The sequence below is a fragment of the Enterococcus pseudoavium NBRC 100491 genome (assembly GCF_001544295.1).
GTDB lineage: Bacteria > Bacillota > Bacilli > Lactobacillales > Enterococcaceae > Enterococcus_A > Enterococcus_A pseudoavium.
The window spans coordinates 74,853-96,473 of record NZ_BCQF01000006.1 but is presented as its reverse complement, the minus strand read 5'-3'; the positions used below and the strand labels follow the sequence as shown (position 1 = coordinate 96,473).

At 39.2% G+C, this 21,621-nt stretch carries 17 protein-coding genes; 14 read left to right on the top strand and 3 right to left on the bottom strand.

Translation table 11 applies throughout. The annotated features are described in order from the left end of the window. The first annotated feature begins 13 nt into the window (after positions 1-13). Positions 14-802, top strand: a complete 789-nt coding sequence (gene codY, locus EP1_RS04675; RefSeq protein ID WP_067624241.1) for a GTP-sensing pleiotropic transcriptional regulator CodY — start codon at positions 14-16, stop codon at positions 800-802. Between the two features lie 114 nt (positions 803-916). Next, entirely contained in the window at positions 917-1,786 is an 870-nt protein-coding gene (locus tag EP1_RS04670; RefSeq protein ID WP_067624237.1) for an aldose 1-epimerase family protein, read from the top strand. Positions 1,787-1,826: 40 nt separating this feature from the next. Here EP1_RS04670 and EP1_RS04665 read toward each other — a convergent pair whose 3' ends face one another. Together EP1_RS04665 and plsY are read right to left on the bottom strand one after the other, a co-directional pair. Next, positions 1,827-2,441 carry an NUDIX hydrolase N-terminal domain-containing protein gene (locus EP1_RS04665; protein ID WP_067624230.1) on the bottom strand — a complete coding sequence of 205 codons (615 nt, stop codon included), beginning with the start codon at positions 2,439-2,441 and terminating at the stop codon, positions 1,827-1,829. Next, positions 2,438-3,070, bottom strand: coding sequence for a glycerol-3-phosphate 1-O-acyltransferase PlsY (gene plsY / locus EP1_RS04660; protein ID WP_067624226.1), 633 nt, complete (start codon positions 3,068-3,070; stop codon positions 2,438-2,440). The genes EP1_RS04665 and plsY overlap by 4 nt, the downstream gene beginning before the upstream one ends. A 123-nt stretch (positions 3,071-3,193) precedes the next feature. Between plsY and EP1_RS04655 the strand changes: the two genes are divergently transcribed. The 8 genes from EP1_RS04655 to EP1_RS04620 all read left to right on the top strand — a co-directional run bounded on the left by EP1_RS04655 (position 3,194) and on the right by EP1_RS04620 (position 14,889). Next, positions 3,194-3,616: a CoA-binding protein gene (locus EP1_RS04655; protein ID WP_067624224.1), complete on the top strand. Its 423-nt coding sequence runs from the start codon at positions 3,194-3,196 to the stop codon at positions 3,614-3,616. Between the two features lie 272 nt (positions 3,617-3,888). Next, positions 3,889-5,922, top strand: coding sequence for a DNA topoisomerase IV subunit B (gene parE / locus EP1_RS04650; protein ID WP_067624219.1), 2,034 nt, complete (start codon positions 3,889-3,891; stop codon positions 5,920-5,922). Positions 5,923-5,936: 14 nt separating this feature from the next. Further along, a complete protein-coding gene (parC, locus tag EP1_RS04645; protein WP_067624217.1) occupies positions 5,937-8,384 on the top strand; it encodes a DNA topoisomerase IV subunit A in 2,448 nt (815 codons plus the stop codon). Positions 8,385-8,670: 286 nt separating this feature from the next. Next, positions 8,671-10,962 carry a formate C-acetyltransferase gene (pflB, locus tag EP1_RS04640; protein ID WP_067624215.1) on the top strand — a complete coding sequence of 764 codons (2,292 nt, stop codon included), beginning with the start codon at positions 8,671-8,673 and terminating at the stop codon, positions 10,960-10,962. Positions 10,963-11,126: 164 nt separating this feature from the next. Then, positions 11,127-11,912 carry a pyruvate formate-lyase-activating protein gene (gene pflA, locus EP1_RS04635; RefSeq protein ID WP_067624213.1) on the top strand — a complete coding sequence of 262 codons (786 nt, stop codon included), beginning with the start codon at positions 11,127-11,129 and terminating at the stop codon, positions 11,910-11,912. A gap of 248 nt (positions 11,913-12,160) precedes the next feature. Then, positions 12,161-13,090, top strand: a complete 930-nt coding sequence (locus EP1_RS04630; protein ID WP_067624207.1) for a manganese-dependent inorganic pyrophosphatase — start codon at positions 12,161-12,163, stop codon at positions 13,088-13,090. Positions 13,091-13,223: 133 nt separating this feature from the next. Continuing rightward, a complete protein-coding gene (locus tag EP1_RS04625; protein WP_067624206.1) occupies positions 13,224-14,021 on the top strand; it encodes a DUF1803 domain-containing protein in 798 nt (265 codons plus the stop codon). 4 nt (positions 14,022-14,025) lie between these two features. Then, positions 14,026-14,889, top strand: a complete 864-nt coding sequence (locus tag EP1_RS04620) for an alpha/beta hydrolase (protein WP_067624204.1) — start codon at positions 14,026-14,028, stop codon at positions 14,887-14,889. Positions 14,890-14,899: 10 nt separating this feature from the next. On the opposite strand, the gene EP1_RS04615 is transcribed toward EP1_RS04620, so the two are convergent. After that, positions 14,900-15,445: a DUF2179 domain-containing protein gene (locus EP1_RS04615; protein ID WP_067624202.1), complete on the bottom strand. Its 546-nt coding sequence runs from the start codon at positions 15,443-15,445 to the stop codon at positions 14,900-14,902. Between the two features lie 422 nt (positions 15,446-15,867). On the opposite strand from EP1_RS04615, the gene glgB reads away from it, so the two are divergent. Genes glgB through glgA form a run of 4 tightly spaced genes read left to right on the top strand, consistent with a single transcriptional unit; the run spans position 15,868 to position 21,518 of the window. Further along, the gene (gene glgB / locus EP1_RS04610) at positions 15,868-17,769 is read left to right on the top strand and encodes a 1,4-alpha-glucan branching protein GlgB (protein ID WP_157065574.1); all 1,902 of its coding nucleotides are present in this window, start codon (positions 15,868-15,870) and stop codon (positions 17,767-17,769) included. 38 nt (positions 17,770-17,807) lie between these two features. Next, a complete protein-coding gene (locus EP1_RS04605) occupies positions 17,808-18,953 on the top strand; it encodes a glucose-1-phosphate adenylyltransferase (RefSeq protein ID WP_067624269.1) in 1,146 nt (381 codons plus the stop codon). Next, positions 18,940-20,088: a glucose-1-phosphate adenylyltransferase subunit GlgD gene (gene glgD / locus EP1_RS04600; protein ID WP_067624200.1), complete on the top strand. Its 1,149-nt coding sequence runs from the start codon at positions 18,940-18,942 to the stop codon at positions 20,086-20,088. Before EP1_RS04605 ends, glgD begins: the two co-directional genes overlap by 14 nt. Before the next feature lie 2 nt (positions 20,089-20,090). Continuing rightward, positions 20,091-21,518, top strand: a complete 1,428-nt coding sequence (gene glgA, locus EP1_RS04595) for a glycogen synthase GlgA (protein ID WP_067624198.1) — start codon at positions 20,091-20,093, stop codon at positions 21,516-21,518. Positions 21,519-21,621 lie beyond the last annotated feature (103 nt).

The window sequence follows — 21,621 nt, the reverse complement described above, 5'->3', positions numbered from 1 at the left end:
AGGGGGAAAAAGTGTGGAAACTTTATTAGAAAAAACACGCCAAATTAACAAATTAATGCAGCAAAAGAATGCCTTTGAGCCGGCTGCAGAATTACCGTACAACAATATGGCGCGTATTTTAGGGGATATCTTGGGTTCATTAACCTATATTATTGGAGCCGAGGGAAAATTGTTGGGATTAAATGAAAAAATTGATATTAATACCGATCGGGTCCGTTCATTTTTAGTCGATCGTCAATTTCCCGATAGCTATGTCGCGGACATGAAGGAAGTTTTTAAAACGGAAGCCAATATCCCAGTTGCCAATAATCTGACGGCTTTTCCGACTGAACGGGCCGAGTTATATCCGCAGGGATTGACAACGATCATTCCTATTTTCGGTTCGGGAGAACGTTTAGGGACGATCGTGTTAGCACGGACCGAAGAAGCTTTTAATGATGATGATTTAGTTTTGGCGGAATATGGTGCAACAGTGATCGGAATGGAAATTTTGTATCAGCAATTTCTGAATGTCGAAGAAAAAATCCGTAGTCAAACCGCTGTTCAAATGGCGATTTCTACACTTTCCTATAGTGAGTTAAAGGCTGTCAAAGCAATTTTTGATGCGTTGGAAGGAGACGAAGGTCGATTGACGGCATCAAATATTGCGGATAAAATCGGAATTACACGTTCGGTAATTGTCAATGCCTTGCGAAAACTTGAATCGGCTGGGATTATTGAGTCACGTTCGCTAGGCATGAAGGGAACGTATTTGAAAGTTTTGAATCCGTTGTTTAAGGAAGAATTAGTTCGTCATAAATAGGCTCATCAAAGTGATTTTGAAAGAATAATCAATGAGTATCAGGCAGGCTATTTAGAAATGATTAACAAAATCCGATAAGTAATTTCATCAGTAAGAGTGAGGAGAGGGATACTTATGTCAGTGACCATCAGCAATGATTTTTTGCAGGCGACGATTAATGAAAAAGGGGCAGAACTAGCTAGCTTACAAGCGAACGGAATTGAATATATTTGGCAGGCGGATCCAAAATACTGGGGACGCCACGCGCCATTCTTATTCCCATTTGTAGGGCGCTTAAAAGATAATCAATATACGTATCAAGGTAAAACCTATTCGATGGGGCAGCACGGCTTTGCTCGTGATAAGGAATTTACTGTGGTGGAACAAGCTAAAGATACCGTGACGTTTTTACTTGAGAGCGATGATGCAACGAAAGCAGTCTATCCTTTTGATTTTGCTTTGACGATTAACTATGAGATTTGGGGCGAAGGTCTGCGGATTCGTTTTAATGTAGAAAATACTGGTACAGAAGAAATGATTTTCGCTCTAGGGGGACATCCGGCCTTTAACATTCCATTGACGGATGATTTGTCGTTTGAAGATTACTTTATTGCTTTCTCTCCACAGAAATCGCGAGTGAAGATTCCTTTGGAGGGTCCTTATACCAACTTGGCTCAAAAAACGATTGGACAGACCAATACGAATATCCAACTGAGTCATGATTTGTTTAAAGAAGATGCGTTAATCTATGAAACACGGGGCTTAAATGCTTATACTTTAGGCAGTGAAGAATCCCCCCATAGTGTGAGATTGGCATATAATAATATTCCTTATGTAGGCTTATGGTCACCATATCCAACTGAAGCACCATTTGTTTGTATTGAACCTTGGTGGGGGTTTGCTGACACAGTGGATAGTACCGGACGTTTAGAGGACAAGGAAGGCATGAACCGCTTAGCTGCAAAAGAGAATTTCAAAACAGAGTTCTCTATTACGGTTAGTTAAAATAAAAGCACAAATTCGCATTGAACGAATTTGTGCTTTTTTAATCGAAAGGCACGCGCCAGTTGGCATCAATATGAGCACTAAAACATAATTGAATTTGTTCCTTTGTATTTTTTTCCTCAGCTAAGGCTGGCAAATTATTCAGGTTGAACCAGTTGATCTGAAGGGTTTCAAGATTTTCAATAAAGCTTCCGTGGAGCAAGTGACATTCCACAAAGATTTTGCAGACACTATAGGCGTAGCGTGGCAGATTATGTTTGTTGCGATCTTGTACAGCGATGATTTTTAACGGTTCTACAGTTAAACCGGTTTCTTCTAAGGTTTCTTTAACCGTATTTTCTTTGATAGATTGGTCAAAATCAACCCAACCCCCCGGCAGTGACCAACATTCATTTTTTTCTTGAACTAATAAAATTTTATCCTCTTTAAAAATAGCTGCTCGGGTATCCAGTTTAGGAGTGGGATATCCCCTTTCTTCAGCGAATAATTGACGTAGCTTTTTGATAGGCAATGGCGATTGAACTGCCAACATTTCTACGGCAATCGTTCGAATGCGTTCAAAACGTTCTTGATCAAAAGGATCTTTGCTGTAGGCTAAACCGGCTTGTGCCAAGGCCTGCAATTCGATTGCCCAATCTAAAAGTTTTTCCGTCATTCTTGCTCCTTCTTATTTAGACCAAAAGAAACCCGATTTTCAGTGCCGTCTTTGATCCGCTGGATATTATCTTTATGACGATAAATAATATAGCAAGTTAAGACGAAACAAATCAGCGTCAGTAGCCAATTCTGGTTTGGCAGAATCTGAGGCCAAATATGGGGCAGAATAATAGATGAGATTGTCACAAAGATGGCAGAAGTGATACTCGCTGCGCTAACCATACTGGTCAGATAAAGGACAATCAAAAAGAAGACCAATGAATAAAAAAAGAACAGCGGTGCGAAGCCTAACAACATACCAGCGCTGGTGGCAACCGCCTTACCGCCTTTGAAACCGGCAAAGATCGGTAAGGTATGACCGATGACTGCGATTAAGCCAAACCATAACGGGTTGATATCTAGATGGAAAAGCTGTGGCAGGCAGGTAGCTAACGTTCCTTTCAATAAATCCATTGCAAAAACAATCAAACCAGCTGTTTTGCCTAATACACGAAAGGTATTGGTAGTCCCAGAGTTTCCACTGCCGAACTCACGAATGTCTTTCTTAAAAAAAAGTTTTCCGATCCAAATACCAGAAGGGATCGAACCTAAAAGGTATGCTAAAACTAAAAGTATAGCAGTTTTCATATGAATCCTCATTTCTCTGTTAGTAAGGCTATTTTAGCAGATTTCAAATGAGTGAACAAATCGGATTCTCGTGCTATACTGATGGTCGTGAATAAGAAAAGGAAATTACTGGAGGGAAAGCAAATGAGTTTTCAAAATCCTAGTCAAACAAAGATTTTTCAATACTTAAACGAAGCTAAAGTAATCGCGGTAGTGGGTCTCAGTGACAATCCGCTAAAGACCAGTTTTCAAATTGCCGATCTTTTAAAAGTACAGGGCTACAAGGTCTATGGCGTGAATCCAAAGTTAGCCGGCCAAACCGTAAATGATATTCCAGTTTTTGCAGATTTGACTGCCGTCCCAGAAACAATCGATATCGTGGATATTTTCAGACGCAGTGAATTTTTACCAGAGGTTGCAAAAGATTTCTTGCAAACGGATGCCAAAGTCTTTTGGGCACAGTTAGGACTAAGCAGTGAAGAAGCCGCAAAGATGCTACAAGAGCAAGGGCGGAACGACATCGTGATGGATCGTTGTGTGAAAATTGAATTGAATAAACGTCCGTAATCTCGTAAGTTTTCTTAAGAAAAATAGTTAAAATGCCTTTTCATAATCATGAGAGGCTTTTTTTTTGAGCTTTTTTAGCGTATCATACAAATGATGTACTTGGGATTAGCATACTACCCCGTTATACCAGCGGCTACAGACAACCTGACTGAAATGAAAAGAAAGTCAGCGCGATCATTGGACATCCTCTGAGCTAGAGGCGGGAGTAGCTAGTACGAACAATCAATTTATTCTTATAAAAAAATAATCACGAGAAATAGGGAGTTGTAGGATTGGCTAAGAAAAACAATGAATACAATGACGCTTCAATTCAGGTTTTGGAAGGATTAGAAGCGGTTAGAAAACGGCCAGGGATGTATATCGGCTCGACAGATAGTCGTGGTCTGCACCATTTAGTTTATGAAATTGTTGATAATGCGGTCGATGAGGCCTTATCTGGCTATGGAAATGAGATTGAAGTGATTCTTCATCCAGACAATAGTGTCGAAGTTAGTGATAAAGGTCGCGGAATGCCAGTCGGAATACACGCATCAGGCATTCCAACGGTCGAAGTGATCTTTACGATTCTCCATGCCGGCGGGAAATTTGGGCAAGGTGGCTATAAAACCTCTGGCGGGTTACACGGCGTAGGTGCCAGTGTAGTGAATGCTTTATCTGAGTGGCTGAATGTCACGATCGTCCGTGACGGTGTTGAATACCGCGAAGAATTTAAAGACGGTGGGAAACCTCAGGGAACGCTGAAAAAAATTGGCAAGACCCGTAAGCCTAACGGGACAACTGTCCATTTCTTACCGGATGCCCAAATTTTTTCAACGCTAAAATTTTCATATGAAATCTTATCTGAACGTTTAAGAGAATCAGCGTTCTTATTACGAGGCGTTAAAATCAGATTGACTGATCTACGCGGTGAAGAAAAAGTCGAAGAAGTATTTCATTTCGAAGAGGGCATTAAAGAATTTGTTGAATACTTAAATGAAGACAAAGATACTCTGACACCAGTAGTCTATTTTTCTGGTGAGCGTGATGGTATCGAAGTGGAATTTTCATATCAATACAACGATGGCTATTCTGAGAATTTGCTGTCTTTTGTAAATAATGTTCGAACTAAAGATGGTGGGACGCATGAAGCTGGGATGAAAACATCTATGACGAAAGCGTTCAATGAGTATGCACGTAAATCGGGCTTATTGAAAGAAAAGGATAGAAATTTGGAAGGCTCTGATTTTCGAGAAGGGTTATCGGCAGTTCTTTCTGTTCGAATTCCAGAAAATATATTGCAATTTGAAGGGCAAACCAAAGAAAAATTAGGGACGCCAGCTGCTCGCGGAGCTGTAGATAACGTGATCGGCGAACAAATGGGTTTTTATTTACAGGAAAACAGCGAAAATAGTCAAATGCTGGTTCGTAAAGCAATCAAAGCCCGTGAAGCCCGTGAAGCCGCTCGGAAAGCGCGCGAAGAAAGCCGCAATGGCAAGAAACGTAAAAAAGGTGAATCCTTGCTTTCAGGTAAGTTGACGCCTGCGCAATCTCGTAATGCGGCTAAAAATGAATTATTTCTAGTCGAAGGAGATTCGGCCGGTGGTTCAGCTAAACAAGGCCGCGATCGGAAGTTCCAAGCAATCTTGCCTTTACGAGGAAAAGTTATCAATACAGAAAAAGCTAAAATGCAGGACATCTTAAAAAATGAAGAAATCAACACTATGATCTATACGATTGGTGCCGGTGTAGGACCAGAATTTTCGATTGCTGATTGTAATTACGATAAAGTAATCATCATGACCGATGCCGATACAGATGGAGCCCACATCCAAGTGCTGTTATTGACTTTCTTCTATCGTTACATGAAACCATTGATTGAGGCCGGAAAAATTTACATTGCTTTACCACCTTTATATAAAGTTTCTAAAGGAAGCGGTCGTAAACAAGTGATTGAATATGCCTGGACCGATGATGAACTACAAGATGTCATCAAAAAAGTCGGTAAAGGCTATATGTTGCAACGCTATAAAGGGCTTGGGGAAATGAATGCCGAGCAATTGTGGGAAACAACGATGGATCCAGAATATCGGACGCTGGTTCGTGTCCGAATCGATGATGCGGCTCAAGCCGAACGGCGAGTGACGACATTGATGGGTGATAAAGTTGAACCCCGTCGTAAGTGGATCGAAAACAATGTGCAATTCACGTTGGAAGAGGACGGCAGTTTATTGGACAACAAAGAAGAACCAACGATTCCAGTTTCAGAACAAGATGAAACAAAGGGAACAACTGATGAGATAGAATCAATTAGTTTGTTTGATGAGTAGGAGGTGGTCGCAAGATGGAAGCAAAACATTCAATTCAAGAGTTAACATTAGAAGAAGTGATGGGGGACCGTTTTGGCCGCTATTCAAAATATATTATTCAAGAACGGGCTTTGCCGGACATCCGTGATGGCTTGAAACCCGTGCAACGCCGCATTTTGTACGCGATGAATAAAGATGGCAATACTTATGATAAAGGTTTTCGTAAGTCGGCCAAATCAGTCGGAAATATCATGGGGAATTATCATCCCCATGGTGACAGCTCAATTTATGAAGCAATGGTTCGAATGAGTCAAGATTGGAAGTTGCGCCAAGTTTTAATTGAGATGCACGGAAACAATGGCTCAATGGACGGCGATCCGCCAGCTGCGATGCGTTACACCGAAGCCCGTTTGTCGCAACTGAGTGGTGAAATGTTAAAAGACATCGAAAAAGACACGGTTGATTTGGTTTGGAACTTCGATGATACCGAAAAGGAACCAACCGTTTTGCCGGCGGCTTATCCCAATTTATTAGTTAACGGTTCCACGGGGATTTCTGCAGGTTACGCAACTGAAATACCAACCCATAATTTGGCGGAAGTAATCGACGGAACGATTTATTTAATCGATCATCCCACTGCTCCGTTAGAAAAAATCATGGAATACATCCCCGGACCGGATTTTCCTACCGGTGGCATTTTACAAGGGAAAGCCGAAATCAAAAAAGCGTATGAAACTGGCAAAGGTAAAGTCATTTTGCGTTCAAAAACATCGATTGAACCGCTAAAAGGCGGCAAACAGCAGATCGTGATTCATGAAATTCCCTATGAAGTTAACAAAGCGGTTTTAGTCAAAAAGATGGATGAGATTCGCTTAAATAAAAAAATCGATGGGATTGCGGAAGTACGTGATGAATCTGACCGTACAGGACTGCAAGTAGTAGTTGAATTAAAAAAAGATGCTAATGCTGAAGGAATTTTGAATTACTTGTTCAAAAATACCGATTTACAAATTAATTATAACTTTAATATGGTTGCCATCGATAATATGACGCCACAACAAGTTGGCTTAAAACATATTTTAGAAAGCTACATTACTCACCGTAAAGCAGTCATTACAAAACGCAGCCAGTACGAACTAAATAAGGCCCAGAAACGTCAGCACATTGTTGAAGGTTTAAAGAAAGCTTTATCAATCTTGGATGAAGTTATTGCAACGATTCGTAGCAGTAAAGATAAAAAGGATGCTAAAAACAATTTAGTTGTTCGCTTTGACTTTAGTGAAGAACAAGCTGAAGCGATTGTAACTTTACAGTTGTATCGGTTAACCAATACGGATATTACGCAATTAGAAAAAGAGGCCAGTGAATTGGCAGCTGAAATCAAAGAATTGCGTTTGATTTTGGATAGCGAAAAAGAATTGCACAAAGTTATGAAACAAGAACTGCGCCAAATTAGAAAAAGCTACGGGAATGATCGCTTAACCAAAATCGAAGATGAAATCAGCGAAATTAAGATTGAAACTGAGGTCTTGATTACCCAAGAAGATGTTATTGTCACTTTGACGAAAGAAGGCTATCTAAAACGCAGCAGCTTAAGGTCGTATAATGCCTCTAGACCGAATGAGCATGGGATGAAAGATGGCGATTCGATTATTTTTATCGAGAAACTGAATACTTTAGATCATTTGCTAATCTTGACAAATCATGGCAATATGATCTATCGTCCGGTGCATGAAATCCCTGAACTAAAATGGAAAGACGTCGGGGAACATATTTCTCAAACCATCACGAATTTATCCATGACGGAAGAAATTATTGCTGCTTTTCCTTATAAAGAGATCGACGCGAATAAGCTCTTTATCTTTATGAGTAAAAACGGCATGATTAAGCAAACACGGATGACTGAATTTTCACCTTGGCGGACTTATCGTAGCCGTTCGACAACGGCGATGAAAATGAAAAATACCACTGATCAACTTGTTTCCGTGTTTTTAACGGATTCTGTTCATAATGTTGACGTATTTATTGCCTCTCATCGCGCTTTTGGACTGCGTTATCCGTTGGAAGAGGTTCCAGTAGTTGGAGCAAAAGCAGCCGGTGTTAAAGCAATTAACTTAAAAGACGAAGATTACGTAGTAGCGGGTGCATTAATTCCAACAGAAGGTGACTCACCAATGCTATTGATTAGTCAGCGTGGTGCGGCAAAACGGATGCTTGCGCAGGAATTGCCACAATTAGGTCGGGCGAAACGGGGCTTGATGATTTTCCGTGAATTGAAAAAACATCCTCATCGCCTAGCATTTATGACAACAGAGACAGAAGGAGAACTGATGATAACGACTACTAAGGGAATTGAAAAAGAATTGATCATTTCCGATGTTGCAATCAGTGATCGAATTTCTAATGGGACTTTTGCCATCGATGAGAAAAAAGATGGAGAAGTATTCTCTGTGTATCAACCACAAAAATTAACGGAAGATTAATTATCTGTACTATATAATTATGTTACAGTCGGGCGTCTGTTTTAATACAGACGCCCGTTTTATTTATCACAAAACACCATAAATGAGCCTTTTTTTAGCAATTCTTATAAAATTAATAGAATGGATAAACTCGCTGATATCAACGAGTTGCGAACGATTTCAAAAGGTCATTTATTTCTAATCATTCTTTCACAAGGAAAGGCTTGCATAAAAGAATTTATGTGTTATACTGTGATCGTAAAGCTGTAGCAATAAAGTTTTTATATTCTAAGGAGGTCCTTTTGAAATGGGAACTGCAACAAATGAACTGAACAAAATGAATGATACTGAAAAGTCTGCTTGGAAAGGCTTTAAAGGTAGCTTGTGGAAAGGCGAAATCAACACTCGCGATTTCATCCAAACAAACTACACACCTTATGAAGGTGCGGCTGACTTCTTAGCAGAGCCAACAGAATCAACAAACAAACTTTGGGGTAAATTACAAGATCTTCAAAAACAAGAACGTGAAAACGGTGGCGTTTTAGATATGGAAGCAGATATTGTTTCTGCAGCCAACGCTTACGGTCCTGGCTATATCGATGAAGACATGAAAGATCAAGAAACAATTGTAGGGATTCAAACGGACAAACCTTTGAAACGTGCATTCATGCCTTACGGTGGTATTCGTATGGCGGAAGAAGCATTGGAAAGCTATGGTTACACACCAAATCCTAAATATACTGAAATTTTTGGTAAATATCACAAAACACATAACCAAGGTGTCTTTGATGTATATACGCCAGAAATTCGTGCAGCTCGCCGTAACAAGATTATTACTGGTTTACCAGATACTTACGGACGTGGACGGATCGTTGGTGACTACCGTCGTGTAGCATTATACGGAATTGATTATTTGATGGAACAAAAATTCAAAGATCATGAAAATTGTGGACACGGACAATTCACGGAAGAAGATTTACGTTTGCGTGAAGAAATCACTGATCAATACAATGCATTGAAACGGATCAAAGAAATGGCAGCAGCTTATGGCTACGATATTTCTCGTCCAGCTGAAAATGCAAAAGAAGCGGTTCAATGGACTTACTTCGGATACTTAGCTGCGATTAAAGAACAAAACGGTGCAGCAATGTCAATCGGACGTGTGTCAACATTCTTAGATATCTATATCCAACGTGATATCGAAAATGGTACTTTAACTGAAGAGGGTGCACAAGAATTAATCGACCACTTAGTAATGAAACTTCGGATGGTTAAATTTGCACGTATTCCTTCATACAATGAATTATTCTCTGGCGACCCTGTTTGGGCAACTTTATCAATCGCTGGTATGGGAATGGATGGACGGACATTAGTAACTAAAAATGATTTCCGCTTCCTACACACATTGGAAAACATGGGACCATCTCCAGAACCAAACTTGACTGTATTGTATTCTTCTCGTTTACCAGAAGGATTCAAAGATTACGCAGCTAAGATCTCAATCGATACTTCATCAATTCAATACGAAAATGACGATGTTATGCGTCCAGTTTGGTTAGATGACTATGCGATCTGTTGTTGTGTATCAGCTACACAAACTGGTAAAGAAATGCAATTCTTCGGTGCTCGTGCGAACCTTGCGAAAGCTTTGTTATATGCAATCAATGGTGGGGTCGATGAAAAATCTAAAGTTCAAGTTGGACCAGATTACCGTCCAATCGAATCAGACGATGCTTTAGACTTTGATTCAGTCATGGAAAAATATGATGATATGTTAGAATGGTTAGCTGGAATGTATGTAAATACATTAAATGCAATCCATTACATGCATGATAAATATTATTATGAAGCTGCTGAATTAGCATTGATGGACACAAACTTAAAACGTACGTTTGCAACTGGTATTGCTGGATTCTCTCACGTAGTAGATTCATTAGCAGCAATCAAGTATGCTAAAGTTTACCCAGTCCGCGATGAAGATGGTATTGTTACTGACTTCAAGACTGAAGGCGAGTTCCCTAAATATGGTAACGACGATGCCCGTGCCGATGATATCGCTGTATGGTTATTGAAGACATTTATGGAAAAACTTGAACATTATCATACGTACCGTAATTCTGAACCAACAACTTCAATCTTAACGATTACTTCGAACGTTGTTTATGGTAAAGCAACAGGTACATTGCCTGATGGTCGTCCTGCTGGTGCTCCATTATCACCAGGTGCGAACCCATCTTACGGTGCAGAACAAAACGGTTTGTTGGCTTCATTAAACTCATTGACTAAATTGCCTTACGAATATGCTTTGGACGGTATTTCAAATACACAAAGTATTAATCCAGATGCATTAGGTCATGATGAAGAAGAACGAATCGAAAACCTAACGAACGTGTTAGATGGTTACTTCAATCAAGGGGCACACCATTTGAACGTCAACGTCTTTGGTAAAGAAAAATTAATCGATGCAATGGAACACCCAGAAAAAGAAGAATATGCTAACTTCACTATTCGTGTTTCTGGTTATGCTGTTAAATTCATCGATTTGAGTCGTGAACAACAAGAAGACGTAATCAGCCGGACATTCCACGCAAAAATGTAAGAGCTGAAGGTAGTTGAATAAGGAAGTATGGGCGGATGGACGGAGTTCTATTCGCCTTACTTTTTTGAAATAAAAGAGGCAAAAAGAAGTTCTTTTTGTACGAAAAATGACAAAAGTAACTTTTTGGAAAATGATCCATACTAATTTAGCTAGGGGGACTGTTTATGTCTACAGTGACTGAACAACCTATTCTCGGAAATGTCCATTCAATTGAAAGCTTCGGATCTGTTGACGGACCCGGCGTGCGTTTCATTGTCTTTATGCAAGGCTGTCGGATGCGTTGTCAATTCTGTCATAATCCAGATACTTGGAAAATCAATGATCCAAAAGCCCAAAAACGAACGGCCGATGATGTTTTAAAAGAAGCGTTAAATTATAAAAGCTATTGGGGCAAAAAAGGCGGTTTGACAGTTAGTGGTGGCGAACCGTTATTACAGATTGATTTTTTGATCGATCTATTTAAAAAAGCAAAAGCAATGGGCATTAACACAACTTTAGACAGCTGTGGAAATCCCTTTACCTATAAAGAACCTTTTTTCTCGAAATTTGAAGAATTGATGAAATATACCGATCTGGTTTTGTTTGATATCAAACAAATCGATGATGAAAAACACCGTGAGTTGACTGGTCAAAGTAACAGTAATATTTTGGAAATGGCGAAATACCTTTCAGAGATCAATAAACCTGTTTGGATCCGTCATGTGTTAGTACCATTTAGAAGTGACTATGACGAATTTTTAATTCGATTAGATAAATTTATCAAAGGTTTGAATAATGTCGATAAAGTTGAGATCCTGCCTTACCATACAATGGGTAAATACAAATGGGAAGAAATGGATTTAGCTTATCCGCTGGAAGGAATTGAACCACCAACGGATGATCGTGTCGAAAATGCCAAAAAATTATTGCATACGGAAGACTATAAAGGTTATCTGAAACGTAAAAATTAGTAATTATGGCAATTCACTCAGCAGAAAAAAATTCTGCAGAAGTGTTATCAATATTTTTTGTTGAAAAAGGTCTAGGAAGGTTAGTTTCCTAGACCTTTTTGATTTGGAGCTGGTAGCAAAATCACTCTTCAATTTTCAGCAATTTACGGAAATCCTTGATTTATCACTGAAAAAAGTCTGCATATTATTGCTCTTTTCCTTTTTTTTGATATGATAAAGAAGAACTTATTTAAAGGAGCGATTCAACTATGGGAAAAGTTTTAATTTTTGGACATCAAAATCCAGATACTGATGCGATTGGTGCAGCGATTGCATTTGCTAATTTGCAAAAAGAATTAGGAGTAGATGCAGAAGCAGTAGCATTGGGAGCTGTGAATGAAGAAACGCAATTTGCGTTGGACCATTTTGGTTTGACTGCTCCACGGGTGGTAGAAAAAATTGCTGCTGAAACGAGCGATGTGATGTTGGTAGACCACAATGAATTCCAACAAAGTGTGGCGGATATTGAAGAATTGAATATTCTAGCGGTTGTTGACCATCATCGGATTGCGAATTTCCAAACAGCGAATCCACTATATTATCGCGCTGAACCAGTGGGCTGTACTTCAACGATCGTGTTAAAACTTTACAAAGAAAAAAATATCGCAGTTCCGGCCAAAATCGCTGGGATGATGGTATCAGCGATCATTTCTGATACGCTATTATTCAAGTCACCTACTTGTACACAAGAGGATATTGAAGCAGCCAATGAGTTAGCTGAAATCGCCGGTATTGAATTAAACAGCTATGGTTTAGATTTATTAAAAGCTGGTACAAACTTAGGAACGAAGACTGAAGCAGAATTATTAGATTTAGATGCTAAGTCATTTCCAATGGCCGATAAAACAGTTCGAATTGCTCAAGTCAACACTGTTGATTTAGCAGAAGTGTTTGCTCGTCAAGATGCTTTGCGGGATGCGATGCTTGCAGAAAATGTTAAAAATGGCTACGACTTATTCTTATTATTGGTAACTAATGTTTTGGATTCTGATTCAGAGTTATTAGTCGCTGGAGAACCGAGAGAAAAGGTTACTACAGCCTTTAACGTAAAACTAGAGAATGACCGGGCCTTTTTACCAGGTGTGGTATCACGTAAAAAACAAATTGTACCGCAATTAACTGAAGCCTTCGAACAGTAATTCGAATTTAACAAGTGGACTTTTAAAAGAACTAAAAGTCCACTTTTTTGTAGATTTTTTTAAATAGGATTATAATGCCAGAGGAAGTAGCTCGGCAGAGATAGATACTTTTCTGAAGTGAAAGAAGGATATTATGCAAATCTATACAAAGGATAAAAAACTCCAGCAAGCCCTGGAGCGGCCGGAGATTGAAGCGTTGTTAAGCTATTTTCAGGAGCTACAAGAACCAGTCATCTTAAGAGAAGTTCGGCAGGCGTTTCCACAGCAGCAACACTTAGATAAGGAATTGGATTTATTGATCGATCATCGAGTGATTTCTCGACAAGATCGCCGTTACCAGTTTTCTTTGAAGCCGATAGTGGAGTATCCGACTACTGAATTGCTCACTGAGTTTCTGCAGGTGAACCAAGGGAGATATTCGAAAGAAGAATTATTAGTCTTTCTAGCAGAGAAACACTGGAGTGATGAATTAACAGAAACCGTCGCTTTTGAGGGAACTTTACCGACACGAAATTATTTGGAGATGGATGATTTTCGGCTAGTGACGATTAATCGCGGCGAAAAATTGGCGGAGACCTTGCCTAATTATTTTAAGCAAATTAGTCAGCCAAAACTTTCGCCAAAACTAGCTGGTCTTGTGGGGGATGTGAACCCTGATTTTTTTGCTAATCAGTTAGATTTAATCTTAGAAAGAGTGATAGAAGGTCAAGCACCACGGCGCTCATCGATCTTCGTAGAAAGTTTATTGATGAGTGAGGTAATTGTAGACACACCTACCTGGCAGCTGACTATTCCGGTTTATCCAGATAATTTCTCCTTAGATGTCGAATTACCACAGGAAGCCAATCCATTCTTTTTCAGCCACCAGTTAGCTGAAAAATTATTAGCTGGACGAGAGAGCTTTTCTTATTTGATAAAAAAGAAGGCATAAAAGAATGCAACGAATAATCAAAGGGATCATTTTGATAGTTAGTTTTTTATTGGTGTTTGGAGGGATTTATTATGCAAGAATTCGCTATTTCAGTCCTGGAACGCTAACAAAAGAAAAAGATATCCATTATTCAAATGTTCCAACAGTCTTTATTCACGGGTACGAAGGGAATTCTTTTTCTTTCGGGCCGTTGTTGCGCCGCTTAGAAAGAGCGGATATCGCTAAGCGAGAACTGACGATTGTTGTACAAGCAGATGGTCAGTTGTCGGTTGAAGGTAAATTAGAGAACAATCATGACAATCCGACAATCATGGTTCTGTTTGCTAAAGATGTCACGGATGAAATTACGCAAAGTCAGTGGATTGATAAAGTAATGCGTTACCTTTATCAGCAAAAGATTTCTCGGGTCAATTTGGTCAGTCACTCGATGGGTGGTGTGTCAGCACTACGCTATTTATTGGAGTACGCCGGGGATAAGACGCCATTGACCGAACGTTTTGTGACGATTGCGGCACCATTTAATGACTTGGAGATTGCGGAGGATACTGAGGACATTTTTGCTTATGAATTAACGGAAAATGGACCTAGCGGCGAGACACCTATCTATCAATACTTTGACCGGGCGATGAACAAACTTCCCGAGAACCTTCGAGTGCTAGATGTTGCGGGTGACCTAGAGGATGGAACGGAAAGTGACGGGGTAGTTTCAATTCATAGTGCTTTTGCGTTACGTCTGTTGTTTCAAAAGCATGCGAAGAGCTATCGTGAAGTAACTGTTAAGGGCAATAGCGGGGGACATTCTGCGATAACTAAAAGTGACCAATTGGAAGCGGAGTTAGTACGCTTTATCTGGCAAAAAACGACTTGAAGCTAAAACTTCAAGTCGTTTTTTGCCGTTTACGCACCTTTTTAGTCCAAAAACCGCCAGAAATATATTTTGGTTCATAAGAAATAATAAAGGCTCGCTCTTCAACATCTTTAATTAATTTATAAAGGGTCCGTTCGGTTTTTCGTGGCGAAAGAATTTCTAAAACCATCCGTGCACCTTCACGTCCCTCGCCATAAGATTGGGTGACGCCGTAACCTTGTTGTCGTAAAATGCGAGGTAAACTAGCTTCTTGATCGGTATTTGTTGGAAGGATCACAGTCACCATAATGTAGCCTAAAGCCAGTTTATCTTCGATTTTAATCCCGACGCTGATTCCAATTGCGTATCCCAAGGCATAAGTTAATAAATTGAGGGGATTATCCAAGCGGTCTAAAACCAAGGACAGTCCCAAGATATAAATTGTAATCTCAACCATGCTCATCAATGGTGCTAAAATCCGGTAACCTTTCATCGTCAGCATGAAACGCAGAGTATTTAGTGTGACGTAAGCAAAATTGATAAAAAAAATCATTGCCAGCATTTTTATATCGACCATTTTTATAACCTCCTGAAACGTGTGATTTTTCCGGAACATTAAAATAAGACTTAAAAATTCAGATCGCATACCTTAGACTAACGATAATTTTATCAAAAGGCAAATATAAGAGAAGAAAGCTCCAGAAGAGGAAGGGATATCCGTTATAAAAATAAAAGTTCGAAATAATTTATGTTATTTTTGACCAAAAAGGAACTTATTTAAAAGAATTGAAAATTTGCTCTTCTATTTTAATTCTTATTATAATATAATAATATATAGAGGTGTTTAATCACATTGGAACCGATCTAAACTAATTGTATTGTGTTATTTATTAGGTATTTGTGTTATTATAATAGAACAAGGAATGTTCTTATTATTAGATTTCGCACAGCGAAATGCAATCTAAGAACATGATGTCGTTTGCTAGAAAAGGAGCTCTCATGAAAAATAATATGCAAGACGGAGTACAACAAGTCGGCGAGGCTAAACAAGCATTTTTGTCTGGGGAAAATTTTTATGCACAGCATTTATTAGGAGCACATAAAGAGCAAGAAGGCTATGTTTTTCGAGTATGGGCACCAAATGCACGTGCAGTTTTTCTAGTTGGTGATTTTAACGATTGGCAGGATCTGCCAATGGAAAAAGATGAAGCAAGTGGAATCTGGCAAGTTTATACGGAGATTGCCAGTGAAGGAGATCTTTATAAGTTCAAAGTTCGACAAGCAGATGGACGTGAAATTTTGAAAATTGATCCTTTTGCTGTACGTTTTGAAAAAAGACCAGGAGACGCCGCTGAACTATACAGTTTCCCTGAAAAAAAATGGAAGGATGGCTTGTGGCGAGGACGAAATAAACGGATCAATCACTTTAAACGTCCCTTAAACATTTATGAGATGCACGCAAGTTCATGGAAGCATCATGCAGATGGAACGCCCTATAGTTTTGCTGAATTAAAAACGGAGCTTGTTCCCTATCTGGTTGAAATGAACTACACTCATGTTGAATTTATGCCATTGATGGAACATCCCCTGGGTCGCTCATGGGGCTATCAATTAATTGGCTATTTTGCGATGAGTTCTTATTATGGAACGCCGGCAGAATTTCAAGACTTTGTAGAAGCATGCCACTTAAATAATATCGGCGTTTTTGTCGATTGGGTTCCAGGTCATTTTTGTATCAATGATGACACGCTTCCTTATTATGACGGCACACCACAATTCGAATATACCGATCCGGATCGAGCTAAAAATAATCGGTGGGGATCAATCAATTTTGATTTAGGTAAGCCCCAAGTCCAAAGCTTTTTGATTTCTAGCGCCATGTATTGGATTGAGATGTTTCATATTGATGGAATCCGGGTGGATGCTGTCTCCAATATGATTTATCGCGATTACGATGAGGGGCCTTGGACGCCGAATCATGAGGGTGGAAATCGTAATCTTGAAGGCTACTATTTCTTACAAAAACTAAATGCTGTTATCAAGTTGGCTCATCCGAATGTTTTAATGATTGCTGAGGAAAGTTCTTCCGAGACACCGGTAACGGGGATGATCGAAAGCGGTTCGTTAGGTTTTGACTATAAATGGAATATGGGCTGGATGAATGATGTTTTACGTTTTTATGAAATGGATCCAATTTATCGCAAAGATAACTTCAATTTGATCACTTTTTCTTTCATGTATATGATGCAAGAGAATTTTATTCTGCCATTGTCGCATGACGAAGTTGTCCATGGCAAGAAGAGCTTGATGCACAAAATGTGGGGCGATCGCTATAAACAGTTTGCGCAGCTAAGGAATCTATATACGTATTTCATGGCTCACCCTGGGAAAAAATTATTGTTTATGGGTAGCGAATGGGGCCAATTTTTAGAGTGGAAATTTGACGAAGGTTTAGAATGGGCTGATTTAAATGATCCGCTAAATCTTTCAATGCAGCACTTTACCGCCGAATTGAACAAATTCTATAAGGAACAAACGGCTTTGTGGGAGTTGGAAGATTCATACGATACAATCGAAATCATTGATGCAGACAACACAACTGAATCAGTTTTGACTTTTATGCGCAAAGGGAAACGAAAGAAAGATTTTTTAATCGTTGTTCTAAATATGACTCCCGTTGAGCGACAAGATTTTCACGTGGGCGTGCCTTATCCAGGAACCTATGAAGAAATTTGGAATACTGAAATGCAAGAGTTTGGTGGGACTTGGACAAAACACAATGAAACTCGCCAAAGTGAGTCAATCGAATTTAAAGAGTACGGCCAGTTGATTAAGACGACTGTCCCGGCTTTAGGTGCCATTATTTTGAAACCAGAGTCAATTAACACACGTAAGAAATAGAGGGGAGGTCGATGAAGGCAAGCCCTTCATCAAATAAAATGAAAACAGAGATTTTAGCAATGATTTTAGCTGGCGGGAAAGGTTCTCGTCTTGGAAAATTAACACAGAAAATTGCAAAACCTGCTGTCCCTTTTGGCGGTCGTTATCGGATTATTGATTTTACTTTAAGTAATTGCATCAATTCTGGAATTAATAAAGTTGGGGTCGTAACCCAATATCAGCCTTTAGCATTGAATAATCATATCGGAAATGGTTCAAGCTGGGGATTTGATGGACTTAATTCTGGTGTAACAATCTTGCAACCATATTCAAGTAATGACGGCAGCAAGTGGTTTGAAGGAACCGCTCACGCAATTTATCAAAATATGGATTATATTGATCAAGAAGATCCTCAATATGTTTTAGTTTTATCAGGAGATCATATTTATAAAATGGATTACGAAGCGATGTTGGAAGATCATAAAGCCAACAATGCTTCCTTGACTGTTGCAGTAATTGAAGTGCCGATGGAAGAGGCTTCTCGCTTTGGGATCATGAATACCGATGAAAATGACCGGATCATTGAATTTGAAGAAAAGCCAGAAGAACCTAAAAGCAACCTGGCTTCGATGGGAATTTATATCTTTAACTGGAGTCGCCTACGCAGCGTTCTGTTAAATAGTTATAAAAAGGACGATCAGATGTTGGATTTCGGTAAACATGTGATTCCGGCTTATCTTGAAAGCGGCGAAAATGTTTTTGCCTACCGTTTTGATGGCTATTGGAAGGATGTAGGTACGATCGATTCATTATGGGAAGCTAGTATGGAATTTATTGATCCGGCCCATAATTTAAATATTCGCGATAAAAATTGGCGTGTCTTAGCTAAAAATACGATTTCGCCACCACATTTCTTAACAGAAAGTGCAGACGTAAAAAACTCGTTAGTTGTTGATGGCTGTTACGTAGCTGGAGAAGTGGAACACAGCATTTTATCAAATGATGTTCAAGTGAAAGAAGGAGCCAAAGTGGTCGACAGTGTGATCATGCCGGGTGCAACAATTGGTAAAAATGTACAGATCACAAAAGCGATCATTGGTGAAAATGCGATTATCGGGGATGACGCTGTGGTTGATGGAACTGAAGAAATAGCGGTTGTAGGATATTCAGAAGTGATTGGAGTGTTGACAAGTGAGAGCGAATAAAATGTGTGCCATTTTAGGCAATGTTCATGAGTGTCCAGAATTATTACCTTTAACTGAAAAACGGCCGTTGGCAACATTGCCTTTCGACTGTAAATATCGCTTGATCGATTTCAATTTGTCGAATGCGATCAATGCTAATATTAAATCAGTTTATATAGTGTTCAATCAAGGAACTACCAAATCGGTATTTGACCATATCGGTGGTGGCCGTGAATGGCATTTAGATAGCGTCGATAGTCGCTTCTTTATTCATTTTTATCAAGACTTCTTGAAAAAGAAAGCAGAAGGTCGTCCGTATTTTGAATCAGTGATCGATTACTTAAATAAGTCTAAATCCGAATATACTGTCTTTATGGGAAATCGGATGTTGTATAACATTGATCTAGAAGCTGTCTTAAAAATTCATCAGCAAAATGATAGTACTTTGACGGTTGTTTATAAAAAAATGCCGAAAGAGCAAATCTATCGGCAAGATGAAATTTTGGATGTGGATGAACATGGTACAGTAACCGACCATCATAATTTCTTAGCAGACAAGTCAGATGAAGAATTATTGAATATGAGTATGAAGCTGTTTGTTTGTCGCACGGATTGGCTGATCAGTGCCTTACAAGAAGGCCAAAATCACGGGGGCCCTGTTGCGTTGTTAGATTTCCTAATCTTGGCGATGGATAAAGTTAAGACGTCGGCTTATGAATACACTGGGCTTGTCAGCAATATCTTTGATATCAATTCTTATTACAAGGCTAATATGGATATGCTGGATCCAAAAAAATTCGCTTCATTATTGTATTCAAAACAAAAAGTCTACACTAAATTAAAAAATGAAGTGGCGACTTATTATGCCCCTACCTCAGAAGTGACAGATAGTCAATTTGCGACAGGCTGTATGGTTTACGGGAAAGTCCATGGATCATTATTCTCCCGCAGTGTCGTAGTGGAAAATGGGGCTCAAATAGAAGATTCAATCGTGATGGCCAGCTGCAGCATTCATGAAAATGCGCTAATTAAAAATGCCATTTTAGATAAGAACGTTGTAGTTGAGGCAGGTGTCAAAATCATTGGCTCGGCGAATAAACCGATTGTAATTAAAAAGAACACACACGTCTTAAGCGATATCTACGGAGGCGAATAAGTTTGAAAACATTATTTGTAGCAGCAGAGTGCGCCCCCTTTTTTAAAACAGGTGGTTTGGGCGATGTAGCTGGCGCGCTGCCTAAAGCGTTGAAGGCCAAAGGAACCGATATTAAAGTTGTATTGCCTTTTTTCACTAAGATGGCAAAACACTATCAGGAACAACTTGAGGATCTTTTTTCTTATGATGTCTATGTTGGCTGGCGCAAGCAATACTGCGGTGTGAAACGTCTTCAGTTAAATGGGATTGATTATTATTTCTTAGACAATCGTTACTACTTCAATCGTCCTGAGTTATACGGTTATTATGATGATGGCGAACGTTTTGCCTTTTTTCAACAAGCAGTCATTGAATTGATGGAAAAGATTGATTTTATTCCCGATGTAATGCATCTGAATGATTATCATACCTCTTTCATCCCATTCTTATTAAAGGAAAAATATAATTGGATTCAAAAATTTAGTCATATTCGTACCGTGCTGACAATCCACAATATTGAATTCCAAGGTCAATATGATCGTGAGATTCTTTATGATCTTTTCGGAATGGGGAGTGAACGTTACGTTGACGGGACTATCCGTTTTAAAGATTGCGTGAATTTCATGAAATCAGGAATTCTTTATGCAGATAGGGTGACAACGGTCAGCCCATCCTATGCGGAAGAAATCAAAACACCTGAATTTGGGGCTGGTTTAGACGTGATTTTACGGATGGAGAGTGGCAAACTACAAGGGATTTTGAATGGGATTGATTATGACAGCTTTAATCCGGCGAAAGATCCAGCCATCTTTGCAAATTACGATCAAAAACACTTGGATCAAAAAATCGAGAACAAAGTTCAATTGCAAAAAATCTTGGGTCTCCCCGTTCGACCAGAGGTACCAGTGATGGGGATTGTTAGTCGTTTGACTTATCAAAAAGGCTTTCATCTTTTACTAGAAGAGATGGAAAATCTAATGCAATTTGACGTACAATTGGTTTTGATTGGAACCGGTGATCCGAATTTTGAAAATCAGTTCCGCTATTTTGGCGAAAAATATCCTAATAAAACAAGTATTCAAATTGCTTTTGATGTGAATTTGGCTCAAAAAGTTTATGCAGGAGTGGATATGTTTTTGATGCCTTCCGCCTTTGAACCTTGCGGATTATCGCAAATGATTTCGATGCGTTACGGGACACTACCGGTTGTTCACGAAGTTGGTGGATTGAAAGATACAGTTGAACCGTATAATCCAGTAACAAATGAGGGAACAGGATTTGGCTTTAATATTTTTGAACCATTTTATTTAATGAACACTTTGAAACAAGCGATTGAGCTTTATCAAGCACATCCAGACATTTGGAAAAAATTGATGTTGGAAGCCATGTCTCGTGATTTTAGTTGGGACGGATCAAGTCAGCAATATTTAGCGCTATATAAACAAATGTAGGATTCGAAAAGCCAGAATCTAAGGCCTCAGGCTATGGATTTTGGCTTTTTTCAGCATAAATTTGTTTTAAATAGATCATTTATAGTAAAGTGATGGTAGCTAT